Origin of the sequence: Streptomyces sp. NA02950 (genome assembly GCF_013364155.1) — a bacterium.
Lineage (GTDB): Bacteria > Actinomycetota > Actinomycetes > Streptomycetales > Streptomycetaceae > Streptomyces.
In genome coordinates this window covers 3,248,716-3,260,988 of the sequence record NZ_CP054916.1, presented here as the reverse complement: position 1 = coordinate 3,260,988, position 12,273 = coordinate 3,248,716, and the positions used below count along the sequence as shown (strand labels likewise).

Annotated in this window: 12 protein-coding genes; 9 read left to right on the top strand and 3 right to left on the bottom strand. The window is 72.2% G+C overall.

What is annotated here, in order from left to right; translation table 11 throughout:
• Window positions 1-47: 47 nt before the first annotated feature.
• Entirely contained in the window at window positions 48-1,451 is a 1,404-nt protein-coding gene (locus HUT19_RS13765; protein ID WP_176180759.1) for a M20/M25/M40 family metallo-hydrolase, read from the top strand.
• 51 nt (window positions 1,452-1,502) lie between these two features.
• On the top strand, window positions 1,503-2,447 hold the full coding sequence (gene nudC / locus HUT19_RS13760; RefSeq protein WP_176180758.1) for an NAD(+) diphosphatase: 945 nt from the start codon (window positions 1,503-1,505) through the stop codon (window positions 2,445-2,447).
• 69 nt (window positions 2,448-2,516) lie between these two features.
• On the opposite strand, the gene HUT19_RS13755 is transcribed toward nudC, so the two are convergent.
• Window positions 2,517-2,759, bottom strand: coding sequence for a mycoredoxin (locus tag HUT19_RS13755; RefSeq protein ID WP_176180757.1), 243 nt, complete (start codon window positions 2,757-2,759; stop codon window positions 2,517-2,519).
• 219 nt (window positions 2,760-2,978) lie between these two features.
• On the opposite strand from HUT19_RS13755, the gene HUT19_RS13750 reads away from it, so the two are divergent.
• From HUT19_RS13750 to HUT19_RS13730, 5 genes are all read left to right on the top strand, one after another.
• On the top strand, window positions 2,979-5,273 hold the full coding sequence (locus tag HUT19_RS13750; protein WP_303331874.1) for an ATP-dependent DNA helicase UvrD2: 2,295 nt from the start codon (window positions 2,979-2,981) through the stop codon (window positions 5,271-5,273).
• A 143-nt stretch (window positions 5,274-5,416) separates the two neighbouring features.
• The gene (locus HUT19_RS13745; RefSeq protein ID WP_176180756.1) at window positions 5,417-5,695 is read left to right on the top strand and encodes a hypothetical protein; all 279 of its coding nucleotides are present in this window, start codon (window positions 5,417-5,419) and stop codon (window positions 5,693-5,695) included.
• 115 nt (window positions 5,696-5,810) lie between these two features.
• Complete coding sequence (locus HUT19_RS13740) at window positions 5,811-6,173, top strand: WhiB family transcriptional regulator (RefSeq protein WP_176180755.1); 363 nt, start codon at window positions 5,811-5,813, stop codon at window positions 6,171-6,173.
• Window positions 6,170-6,481: a hypothetical protein gene (locus HUT19_RS13735; RefSeq protein ID WP_176180754.1), complete on the top strand. Its 312-nt coding sequence runs from the start codon at window positions 6,170-6,172 to the stop codon at window positions 6,479-6,481. The genes HUT19_RS13740 and HUT19_RS13735 overlap by 4 nt, the downstream gene beginning before the upstream one ends.
• Window positions 6,482-6,600: 119 nt before the next feature.
• Window positions 6,601-6,798, top strand: a complete 198-nt coding sequence (locus tag HUT19_RS13730; protein ID WP_176180753.1) for a hypothetical protein — start codon at window positions 6,601-6,603, stop codon at window positions 6,796-6,798.
• A gap of 19 nt (window positions 6,799-6,817) precedes the next feature.
• Here the strand turns inward: HUT19_RS13730 and HUT19_RS13725 are convergent, their stop codons facing one another.
• Together HUT19_RS13725 and HUT19_RS13720 are read right to left on the bottom strand one after the other, a co-directional pair.
• Window positions 6,818-8,206, bottom strand: coding sequence for an AarF/ABC1/UbiB kinase family protein (locus HUT19_RS13725; protein WP_176180752.1), 1,389 nt, complete (start codon window positions 8,204-8,206; stop codon window positions 6,818-6,820).
• Between the two features lie 74 nt (window positions 8,207-8,280).
• The gene (locus tag HUT19_RS13720) at window positions 8,281-9,411 is read right to left on the bottom strand and encodes a ThiF family adenylyltransferase (protein WP_254885559.1); all 1,131 of its coding nucleotides are present in this window, start codon (window positions 9,409-9,411) and stop codon (window positions 8,281-8,283) included.
• Between the two features lie 286 nt (window positions 9,412-9,697).
• Between HUT19_RS13720 and HUT19_RS13715 the strand changes: the two genes are divergently transcribed.
• On the top strand, window positions 9,698-10,327 hold the full coding sequence (locus tag HUT19_RS13715) for a M48 family metallopeptidase (RefSeq protein ID WP_176180751.1): 630 nt from the start codon (window positions 9,698-9,700) through the stop codon (window positions 10,325-10,327).
• Between the two features lie 190 nt (window positions 10,328-10,517).
• Window positions 10,518-12,263 (top strand): TerD family protein, encoded by a 1,746-nt coding sequence (locus HUT19_RS13710; protein ID WP_176180750.1) that lies wholly within the window; start codon window positions 10,518-10,520, stop codon window positions 12,261-12,263.
• Window positions 12,264-12,273: the final 10 nt, after the last annotated feature.

The following is a 12,273-nucleotide window of genomic DNA, read 5'->3' as shown; positions in this document are numbered from 1 at the left end:
GGAGGCCGCGCCGCTTTCGTCCCGATGGGGCCTATAGGCTCATGGCCATGAGCCACACTCCGGACACGGACAACGCGGTCCGCGCCTTTGTGGACGGTCATGGCCCAGCCTTCCTCGACGAGCTCTCCGAGTGGCTGCGCATACCGTCCGTCTCGGCCGATCCCGCACGCGCGGACGACGTCCGCCGCAGCGCCCAGTGGCTCGCGGCGCACCTGACCGCGACGGGCTTCCCGGTGGCCGAGATCTGGGAGACCCCCGGTGCCCCCGCCGTGTTCGCCGAGTGGCCGTCCGGCGATCCGACCGCGCCCACGGTGCTCGTCTACGGGCACCACGATGTGCAGCCCGCGGCCCGCGAGGACGGCTGGCGCACCGACCCCTTCGACCCCGTCGTCTCCGGCGGCAGGCTCCACGCCCGGGGCGCCGCCGACGACAAGGGGCAGGTCCTCTTCCACACCCTGGGGGTCCGCGCCCATCTGGCGGCGACCGGCCGCGGCGCACCCGCCGTCAACCTCAAGCTGCTGATCGAGGGCGAGGAGGAGTCCGGCTCCCCGCACTTCCCCGAGCTGATCCGGGACCGCGCCGACCGGCTCGTCTGCGACACCGTGATCGTTTCCGACACCGGGATGTGGTCCGAGGACACCCCGACCGTCTGCACCGGTATGCGGGGGCTCACCGACTGCCAGATCGATCTCTACGGCCCCGATCAGGACATCCACTCCGGGTCCTTCGGCGGCGCGGTGCCCAACCCGGCCACCGAGGCCGCCCGGCTGGCCGCCGCCCTGCACGACGCCGACCGTCGGGTGGCCGTCCCCGGCTTCTACGACGGTGTCGTGGAGCTGACCGACCGCGAGCGCGATCTCTTCGCCGAGCTGCCCTTCGACGAGGCCGCCTGGCTGCGCACGGCGCATTCGCACGGCGCGCTGGGCGAGGCCGGGTACTCCACCCTGGAGCGGATCTGGGCCCGCCCGACCGCTGAGGTCAACGGGATCGCCGGGGGCTACCAGGGGCCCGGCGGCAAGACGATCGTGCCGTCCACCGCGCAGCTGAAACTGTCGTTCCGGCTGGTCGCCGGACAGGACGGGGAGAAGATCCAGGCGGCCGTGCGGGACTGGGTCGCGGGCCGGCTCCCGGCCGGGATCCGCCATGAGATCACCTTCTGGGGAGCGACCCGCCCCTGTCTGACCCCGCTGGACCACCCCGCCCTCCAGTCGGTCGTCCGGGCCATGGGGCGGGCCTTCGGCCAGAAGGTCCGCTTCACCCGCGAGGGCGGCTCCGGCCCCGCCGCCGACCTCCAGGACGCCCTGGGGGCACCGGTGCTCTTCCTGGGCATCTCGGTGCCGTCCGACGGCTGGCACGCGCCGAATGAGAAGGTCGAGCTGGACCTGCTGATGAAGGGCGCCGAAACCGCCGCGTACCTCTGGGGCGATCTCGCCGAGAATGGACGGGCGTAACTCACCGATGATTGGAAACCACCCGTTGCGCAGGGGGAGTTGGAAGCAGCCGTGACCACCTGGACCGACCACACCGCCATCCGGCCGATCACGCTCAGCGCCGCGAGCGGTATCGACCGTGCGGCGCATCACCGCCTGGACGAGGCGTGGCTGGCCGCGGCGTGGAGCCACCCGACGACGCGGGTGTTCGTGGTCTCCGGCGGCCAGGCCCTGGTCGACGACACCCCGGACGGTCGCACCGAGCTGGTCATGACGCCGTCCTTCGAGGCCCCGCTGACCGAGACGCACCGCTACTTCCTGGGGACGGACGAGGACGGGGTGCGCTATTTCGCGCTCCAGAAGGACTCGCTGCCGGGGCGGATGGACCAGTCGGCACGGCCCGCGGGGCTGCGCGAGGCGGGCGCGCTGCTGTCCGAGCGGGACGCGGGACTGCTGGTGCACGCCGTGGCGCTGGAGAACTGGCAGCGGCTGCACCGCTTCTGCTCACGCTGCGGTGAGCGCACGGTGATCGCGGCGGCGGGCCACATCCGCCGCTGCCCGGCGTGCGGCGCCGAGCACTACCCGCGCACCGACCCGGCCGTGATCATGCTGGTGACGGACGAGCTGGACCGGGCGCTGCTGGGCCGCCAGGTGCACTGGCCCGAGGGGCGCTTCTCGACGCTGGCCGGGTTCGTGGAGCCGGGCGAGTCGATCGAGCAGGCGGTGGTCCGCGAGGTCGCGGAGGAGGTGGGCGTCCGGGTCGGCGAGGCGGAGTACGTGGCCAGCCAGCCGTGGCCGTTCCCCTCCAGCCTGATGCTGGGCTTCAAGGCGCGGGCGACGTCCTCCCGGATCCAGGTGGACGGGGAGGAGATCCACGAGGCGCGCTGGTTCTCCCGGGACGATCTGCGGGCCGCGATCGAGAGCGGGGAGGTGCTGCCTCCGTCCGGCATCTCGATCGCGGCCCGGCTGATCGAGCTCTGGTACGGCGAGCCGCTGCCGCGGGGTCCGCGGGGCTGAGCCCGGCGACCTTGGCTGTTTCCGGTCAGGGGCCGTTTCCGGCCCGGGACCGGGGCGCCGGGCCCGGCGTCAGGCCCCGACCTTCGCCTTGACCTGGGCCAGCGAGGGGTTGGTCAGCGTCGAGCCGTCCGGGAAGAGGACGGTGGGCACCGTCTGGTTGCCCCCGTTCGCCTTCTCGACGAAGGCCGCCGACTCCGGGTCCTGCTCGATGTTGATCTCGGTGTACGTGATGCCCTCGCGGTCCATCTGGCCCTTCAGGCGGCGGCAGTAGCCGCACCAGGTGGTGCTGTACATCGTCACAGTGCCGGACATCGGTTTCGTTCTCCTCGACGGTCGGTGGGTGGGCAGTGGAAGAACGTTCGACATCCTCGGGCCATTCCCGGGGATTCCTGGGATTCCGCGGGACGTCCCCGTGGACCGCCGCCGGATTCCCGGCGGATGCCCAGCAGAATCCCGGGATAAGTACGACCGCACCCCCACAGCTGTGGACAACCGGCCCGGGGGTCTCAGGGGAACTGGCAGCATGGCGGGGTGACAGCAGCAACGTCCTCCACTCTCTTCCCGCAGGGCCCCACGCCGAGTGCCTACGGGGCCACCCCGCGTGATGCCGACGCGGTGCTCGAGGGGCTCGATCCCGAGCAGCGCGAGGTGGCGACGGCCCTGCACGGCGCGGTGTGCGTGCTGGCCGGTGCCGGCACCGGCAAGACCCGGGCGATCACCCACCGGATCGCCTACGGGGTCCGGGCGGGCATCCTCCAGCCCGCCAGTGTGCTCGCCGTCACCTTCACCAACCGGGCGGCGGGGGAGATGCGCGGCCGGCTGCGCCAGCTCGGCGCGGGTGGGGTGCAGGCGCGCACCTTCCACTCGGCGGCGCTGCGCCAGCTCCAGTACTTCTGGCCCAAGGCGGTCGGCGGTGAGGTGCCGCGGCTGCTCGAGCGCAAGGTGCAGCTGGTCGCCGAGGCCGCCGCGCGCTGCCGGGTCCGGCTGGACCGCAATGAGCTGCGGGATGTGACCGGCGAGATCGAATGGTCCAAGGTCACCCAGACCGTGCCCGAGGACTATCCGGCCGCGGCCGCCAAGTCCGGCCGGGAGGCCCCGCGCGACCCCGCCGAGATCGCCCGGATCTACGCCGCCTACGAGCAGTTGAAGCGCGACCGCAGCGTGATCGACTTCGAGGATGTACTGCTGCTGACGGTCGGAGTGCTCCAGGAGCGGCCGGACATCGCCGATCAGGTGCGCCGTCAGTACCAGCATTTCGTGGTCGACGAGTACCAGGATGTCAGCCCCTTGCAGCAGCGGCTGCTGGAGCTGTGGCTCGGCGACCGCCAGAGCCTGTGCGTGGTCGGCGACGCCAGCCAGACCATCTACTCCTTCACCGGCGCCACCCCCGACCATCTGCTGAACTTCCGCAGCCGCCACCCCGGTGCCACCGTGGTCAAGCTGGTCCGTGACTACCGCTCCACCCCGCAGGTGGTCCACCTGGCCAACGGGCTGCTCGCCCAGGCCCGCGGCCGGGCCGCCGAGCACCGGCTGGAGCTGATCTCCCAGCGCGACCCGGGCCCCGACCCGGTCTACGCCGCCCATGCGGACGAGCCCGCCGAGGCCGAGGCCACCGCCCGCCGGATCCGTGAGCTGATCACGCCGGTGGAGGAGGGCGGCGGCGGAGTCCCGGCGAGCCAGATCGCGGTGCTCTACCGGGTCAACGCACAGTCCGAGCTGTATGAGCAGGCGCTGGCCGATGCCCAGGTGCCCTACCAGATGCGGGGCGCCGAGCGGTTCTTCGAGCGGCCCGAGGTGCGTGAGGCCGGGCTGCTGCTGCGCGGCGCGGCCCGTGCCGGGAGCGCCGACCCGGCCCTCATCGATGAGGACGTCCCGTCCCAGGTGCGCGCGGTGCTGGGCACCCGCGGCTGGAGGCCGGAGCCCCCGGCGGGCTCCGGCGCGGTGCGCGACCGCTGGGAGTCGCTGGCCGCCCTGGTCCGGCTCGCCGAGGAGTTCGTCCGGGCCAGGCCCGGGGCCACGCTGGCCGATCTGGTGGCGGAGCTGGACGAGCGGGCCGCTGCCCAGCACGCGCCCACGGTCGAGGGTGTGACTCTTGCCTCACTCCACGCCGCCAAGGGCCTGGAATGGGACGCCGTGTTCCTGGTCGGTCTCACCGAGGGCATGATGCCGATCACTTACGCCAGGACCGATGAGCAGATCGAGGAGGAGCGCCGGCTCCTCTATGTCGGGGTCACCCGGGCCCGCCGTCATCTGAGTCTGTCGTGGGCGCTGTCGCGCACTCCGGGAGGCCGCGCCTCCCGTCGCCCCACCCGCTTTCTGAACGGGCTGCGGCCGGGCTCCGGGGCCGCCGCCGGGCGGCTGCCGGGCGGCGGCCCCGGCGTCGAGCGCGGCGCGGGTGGTGCGGTCGGCGGTGGTGCGGTGCGCCGTCGTCGTGGCCCGGTGCACTGCCGGGTCTGCGGCCGCACCCTGACCGACGCGGGCGAGATGAAGCTGATGCGCTGCGAGGGCTGCCCGTCCGAGCTGGACGAGGCGCTCTACGAGCGGTTGCGCGACTGGCGCGCGGAGCAGGCCGGGCTGCTGGCGCAGCCGGCCTATTGCGTCTTCACCGACAAGACGCTGCTGGCGATTGCCGAGGCCGTTCCGGGAACCGAATCGGAGCTCTCCCGCATCTCTGGTGTCGGAAGACGGAAACTCGACAGGTTCGGCGCCGATGTTCTCGCGCTGTGTGCGGGTCAGGAACTCCCTTTGGCACGCGACGGCGAGGGGGACGACGGGGCCGTGGGAACCCAACCGGGTGACCCGCGGCGGAACTCGACGGAAAAATAGTTTGCGCGCGCGGAGCAGGTACCCATAGCCTTCCGAGCACGGAGAACGACGGCCCTTCCGGGAACCGGGGAATCCGTGTTGTACTGAAGAAGCCCGGACTGGTCCAGACCGGTCCCTGAGACGCCGAGAGGAGGCGGAGACCAATGATCAGCTTCATGAAGACCATCAAAATGACCGATCGCTCGGTCGTCGCCACCTGCCTGCTCGGCTCCGCTCGCCCTGGCACCGGTCTGTCCGGCGCCCAGGCAGCGCGTCTCAGTGAGCGACCGATCGAGGCACCTGCGGTAGCGGCAGCGGCGGCGGCGAATGCCTATGCCTTTGCGGCCGAAGCGGCCAATGGTGCCGGATCCCGGACGAAGCAGCAGCACCAGCACAAGAAGTGGGCCCTCCGCAGGCTCGAACCCTGGAGTTATCCAGCCTGATCCAGAATCAGGTCGGCACCTTCCAGGGCCGCGGAACCCACACCGGGATCCGCGGCCCTTTTGATTTGCCAGAGCCCGGCCACCAGCCGGACCAAGAGACGAGGAACACACCACCGTGCAACTCAATGCGCACGCCCCGTCCGTAGCCACCGACCTGAACCGCCCGCCTGACTCCTCGGAGGACTCCTTGACCCCGCTCACCGCCCTCACCGAACTCGATGAGGCCATCGAGAACCTGGGTGTCGCCGTACCGTGCCGCTCCTACGACCCGGAGGTCTTCTTCGCCGAGTCCCCGGCCGACGTCGAGTACGCGAAGTCCCTGTGCCAGACCTGTCCGCTGCGTGAGGCCTGCCTCGCCGGGGCGAAAGACCGCCGTGAGCCCTGGGGCGTCTGGGGCGGCGAGCTCTTCGTCCAGGGCGTAGTGGTGGCCCGCAAGCGGCCGCGTGGCCGTCCGCGCAAGAACCCGGTCACGGCATGAGCACCCTCGGCACCATCGATCGCCCAGCGACGCACGACCCCATGAATCAGGTCCCGACGATGACCCCACCGGTCTCCGAAACCCCCGCACCCCGTACATCAGGCGCGCCCGAGTCGCGTCAGAACAGGAACCGAGAGATGCAACTCATCCCAGAAGCCCTGGCTCGTGCCCATATGCATGAGCGGCTGCGCGAGGCCGAGTCCGAACGCAGGGCCCTCCGGCTCGCCGCCGCCCGCCGGATGCAGCGCAAGGCCGAGCGTGCCTCGCTCCGTGCCCGCCGCGCTCTGGCCATGGCGGTCATGCACTGAGAAATGAAACAGAACACCAGGGGCCGGTCCGATCGGACCGGCCCTTCGGCTTCCCCCCGGACGGGGGTGAGAGGGCGCGTTTGCCCGCTGGGCCCTGTCGGCGGAGTTATCGTCACCGGGTGGACCAGAAGACATCGGAACCGGTGCAATCGGACACCCTGACCCTCGTCTGCGCCCGCTGCGGTGCTCATGCCGATGGTGCGCCGTTGACGTGGACCTGCTCCCTCGAGAACGGCGCCCGCCGCTACTTCTGCGACGACTGTGCCCGTGCCGACCTCAGAGAGATCGAAGGGCGGCTCGACTTCCCCTGGTGGTGAGGGCCCGGGCCCGGCCGTCTCAGGCCGAGGTCTCCGCCGCCTTCGCCTCCTCCTCCGGGTCGTCCCCCACGTCGGCGGCGAAGCCGGGCACCCATGCCTCCAGTTCGTCCCGCAGCCGCACCGTGGCGCCCAGCTGGCACAGCACTCCGATCGTGCTCAGCGTGACCCGGTGGATGAGCAGGTACGAAGGCGGCAGATTGAGCTGATTGCCCAGCTCGTAGACGGGCGAACGGCGGTCGGCCACCCGCGCCGCCTGGCCGCGTATCCACTTCCGGTCGAAGAGGAAGGTGTCGGCCTGCGCCGGTTCGAGCATCGGAAGCAGGAAGTCCAGCAGAGCGTCCGGGTCGACATCGATCGAGGGCTTGAAGAACCCCTCCTCGCGCATCAGCGCATAGACCCCCTTGGCGTCGCCCTCCAGCGCCATCCGCAGCGCGACACCGATGGGAGCGGGCAGCCCCTCGGGCAGCCGGTTCACCGAGCCGAAGTCCAGCACCCCCAGCCTCCACTGCTCCGGCGGCCCGTCCGGGGCGTCACCCGTCAGCAGCCGGAAGTTGCCCGGATGCGGATCGGCGTGCAGCAGCCCGGTACGGGACGCCCCCGAGAACAGAAAGCGCGCCAGCAGCTGCCCGGCCCGGTCCCGCTGCTCGGGCCCGCCCTCGGCTATCACCTCGGAGAGCGGTATGCCCTCCATCCACTCGGTGATCAGCACCTGGTCGCACTGGTGCACCACCTCGGGCACCACGATCTCCGAGTCCTCCGCGTACTCGGCGGCATGGGCCCGCTGGGACTCGGCCTCCAGCTCGTAGTCCAGCTCCTCGGCCACCCGGTCCCGCAACTCCGCGATCAGCGGCTTGAGGTCGAGCCCCGGGACCAGAGGGCCCAGCACCCGAGCGAATCGGCTCAGTTGGTTGAGGTCCGACAGCAGCGCCTCACCCGCCCCCGGGTACTGCACCTTGACCGCCACCGCACGCCCGTCGTGCCAGACCGCGCGGTGCACCTGGCCGATCGAGGCCGCCGCCGAGGGCTTGTCCTCGAACTCCTGGAACAGCTCCCGCCAGTCTTCCCCCAGCCGCTCCGCCAGCTGGGCGTGGACCGTGCGGGTGGGCATGGGCGGCGCCGCCTCCTGGAGCTTGGTCAGTGCCGCCCGGTACGGCCTGGCGATCTCCTCGGGAAGCGCCGATTCGAAGACCGACATCGCCTGCCCCAGCTTCATGGCCCCGCCCTTGAGCTCGCCGAGCACCTTGAACATCTGCTCGGCGGTGCGCTGCTGGACCTCACGCGCGACCATCTCCGCCGGTCGCCCCCCTATCCGCTTCCCGAGCCCCCATGTGGCGCGCCCCGCGAATCCCAAAGGCAGCGCCGCGAGTTTGGCGGTTCGGGTGATCGCCTTGCGCGGCAGATCGGACATGCGCCCCTCCAACTACAGCTGAGCCATTCCAGGGGAGGCCCCCCGGACCCCCGTCGCCCACTCGTGGACGTCGGTCACCCGGACATTGTCGCGTGCGGTGCCTCCTTGGCCGAGGCATATACCGCATCCTGCCGTCCGGCCGCTCCGCACTCGCACCCGGGATGCGCTTCGACCGCCCGTACCTCCCCGGTGAGCGCGGGCAGCGCCAACTCCCAGCGGGCGCCCGCGACCGGGGAGGCCCGCCCGTCGAGGAACGCCAGGGCCTGCCCGGCCGTGACCCCGGCGACCATCACGGCCAGCGCGTTGTCACAGGCCGGCGCGCACCGGCGGCGGCCGGACCGCCACTGCGCGAGCATCCGGGGCCAGGCGGGCTCCCGCGCCGCACGGCCCGCAGTGAGACATCCCGCACACGGGGTGGAGCCCGGTACCACCAGGGGCCCCACCAGCCCGGTGGCCTCCAGCACACCCGCGTAGAGATGGGGGATCCCCGCCGCCAACAGCGGCTCGGCCGGTGCGGGATCCGGAGCGTAGGCCGCGAGGCCGTCCCGCGGGGCGATCACCACCAGCGCCAGCCCCGGTTCATTCGACGGAACCGACTCCCGCGCCGGACGCCGCGGCCGGGGCTCCGGCGCACAGCGCCGCACCAGTCGCCGCGCGGCCGCCTCCCGCCGCTCCCCGATCTGCTCGGCCGACAGCCCGCCGGGTGCCACGTCCCAGGGCTCGACACAGCCACCGTCCACCACATCGACCAGCCCGACGCCCGAGGCCGACAGCGCGGCCGCGACGGCCGCACCGACCCGCCCCGCGCCCCTCACCTGCACCCGGGTGGCCCGCCGTGCCGCGAGCAGCCGGGCCGCCGCCCCCGGCTGCCGGTGCAGCACCGACAGCGCCGCCGCGTCCGGCCGCAGCCGGTCCAGGGCCGCGGCTGACTCCCCGCCGTCCCTCGGTTCCTCCAGCAGCCCGGCCGCCGCCAGCCGCTCTACCAGTACCTCGGCCCGCCCCTCCGGCAGCCCGAGGGCCTGGGCCTCCTGCCGCAGCAGGGGCAGCCCCCGGGTGCCGTCGAGCAGGTCCAGAAAGCTGCCCGTCGCCGTGTCCAGCGGGCCCAGCACCACCGCATGTGCCTGCGCCACCCCGAACTGCACCGTGTCCCGGCTTCGCCAGCCGCGCCGCAGCGCGGGCTTGAGCATCGGATGTGTGGAATGCATGGTCGTCCCCCCGTCGGTCCGTGGTCCCGCGGTCCGTGGTCCCGCGGTCCGTGGTCCCGCGGTCCGTGGTCCCGTGGCCCGTGGATCGCGTCGTTCCCTCGCCGGGGCCGCACCGGTGCGCGGCCCTCGGACTTCCCCCAGCATGCGGCCGGCACCACCACCCACGCCGAGCGTTGTCCACAGGCGGCGGCAATAGTCGTACAAGCCGTGCACACGCTGGAGTGGTTCGTTCCGCCACCGGGTGAGGGGTGGCACTTCCCCGCCCGCCAGCGGGTAACGTCGGGGCGTGCCCGCCGACCCTGCCCCTCGCTTCGCTGGGGAGCCCCCCGCGCACAGCGCCGCCGGAACTCCGCGCACCGCCCCGAGCCCGCAGGACCGCGGCTCGGGAGCCAGCGCGGTCGAGGTCCGCCGGAGCACCCGGCGGCGCAGGACGGTCTCCGCGTACCGCGAGGGCGACCGCACCGTCGTTCTCATCCCGGCCCGGATGTCGGAGGCGGAGGAGCGGCGTTGGGTGACCGTGATGCTCGACAAGCTGGCGGCGCAGGAGAGCAAACGCATGCTGGGCGACGCCGAGCTGGCCGCCCGCGCCGAATGGCTGTCCGAGCAGTATCTCGACGGCAGGGCCCGGCCCGCCACCGTTCGCTGGGTCACCAACCAGAACACCCGGTGGGGTTCGTGCACCCCGGCCGAGGGCAGCATCCGGCTCTCCCACCGGCTCCAGGGCATGCCCGAGTACGTCGTGGACTACGTCCTCCTCCACGAGCTGGCCCATCTGCTGGTGCCCGGTCACGGTCCGCGTTTCTGGCGGCTGCTGGAGGCGTATCCGCGGACCGAGCGGGCGCGCGGCTATCTCGAGGGCGTGGTGGCCGCCGGACGGCTGCCGCATCTGTCCGGATCGGGCAACGAGGGTTCCTGAGCCCGCGAACCAGCGGTCCTGAATCCGGGAACGAGCACAACAAAACCGGTAACAAGCGGACCCGCATGCGGGAACCACCGCCACCTCGGAACCGGTTCTCACCTCCCCGGCGTCGCTCATAGTCGGCGGCAGCGGCTAGCCTGGCGCGCATTGCACTCACCGGTTTCGGGATGGGGGACGGTCGTTACGTATGGCCAGGGAATTCCAGCGCGGCCACAAGGCCAAGATCAGTGATCTGACGGCCGGGAGGGATCTGTACGTCGGTGTGCAGATCTCCGGCCCCGGCCTGACGTTCGACATCAGTTGCTTCGGTCTCGACGCGGACGAGCGGCTGTCGGACGACCGCTACTTCATCTTCTTCAATCAGCCGAAATCTCCCGAAGAAGCGATCCAGCAGCTCGGGAACCAGGCTGGTGACACCGAGTCGTTCCGCGTCACCCTCGACTCCATCCCGTCCTCCATCCACAAGCTCTCCTTCACCGCGACCATCGACGGTGCGGGCCAGATGTCGCAGATCGGTTCCGGTTACATCCGGATCGTCGCGGGCGGCGAGGAGGTGGCCCGGTACTCCTTCTCCGGCGCGGAGTTCAGCACCGAGCGCGCGGTGATGCTGGGTGACTTCTATCTGAAGGACGTCTGGCGGTTCGCCGCCGTCGGCCAGGGCTTCGACGGTGGACTCGACGCGCTGCTCAAGAACTTCGGCGGGGAGGTCGCCGAGGAGGAGCCCGCGCCCGCGGCGCCCGCCCAGGGCGGTACGCCCGGTTTCGCGCCTCCCGGCCAGGCGGCCGCGGCCCCGGGCTTCGCGCCCCCCGCCGGTGGCCCGCCCGCCCAGCAGCAACAGCAGCAACAGCCGCAGCAGCCGCAGCCCGCGCCCGCCTTCGGCGCACCCCAGGGCACGCCTCCCCAGGGCACGCCTCCCCAGGCGCCGCCCCCGCAGGCAACGCCCCCGGCGCCGCAGCCCGCCCCCGCGGCACAGCACACGCCGCCGCAGCCCGCGCCCGGTTCGCCGCAGATGCACGGGGCGCCCACCATCGCCGCGCCGCTCGCGCCTCCCGGCCAGGTGCCCCCGCCCGGTCCACCGGGACAGCTCCCCGGCCAGCAGCAGTTCGGCGGCCAGGCACCGGGCCAGGCACCGCCCGCCCCGTACGGCCAGCCTCCGGCGCAGCCGTACCCCGGCCAGCCGGGTCCGGGCCAGCCCGCCCCCTACGGTCAGCCGCAGGGTGCCCCCCAGGGCGTTCCGCAGGGCCAGGGCCAGGGCCAGGGCCAGGGCGGCGCCGCCGGCGTACAGGCCGCGCTCGCCCAGTACCGCGAGGCGCCCACCGGGCAGCGCTGGACCCCGCAGAACCCGCGTCTGATGCGGGTCGACCTCGGCGTCGGCGGTCAGCCGGTGCTGGCCCGCCAGGGCGCCATGGTGCTCTACCAGGGCAAGGTCGACTTCAGCTACAAGGGCGCCGGTTTCCGCGGCCGGATCGTCGGCAACGCGACCGGCCAGGAGATGCAGCTGATGCGCTGCAGCGGCCAGGGGCAGGTCTTCCTCGCCGAGAACGCGGCCGAGCTCCACCCGATCGAGCTCCAGGGCGACGCGATCTGTGTCTCCGCCGAGAGCGTGCTCGCCTTCGACGAGTCGCTCCAGCACGAGGTCCGCCGGATCGAGGGCCACGGCATCCCGGGCGGCGCGCTGTTCACCATGCAGTTCCAGGGCACCGGCACCGTCATCGTGAAGACCGAGGGCACCCCGGTCGTCCTCCCGGTCACCCCGACGACCTTCGCCGACAGCAACGCCATCGTGGCGTGGTCCGCCGGTTCGCAGGTGATCATCTCCAGCCAGGTGCGGCTGCGTCGGGCCGCCTACCCCGGCCACAGCGGGGAGACCGTGAACCTCCAGTTCCGCGGTGCGCCCGGCAATTTCATCGTCGTCCAGCCCTACGAGGTCTGAAGGCAACCGA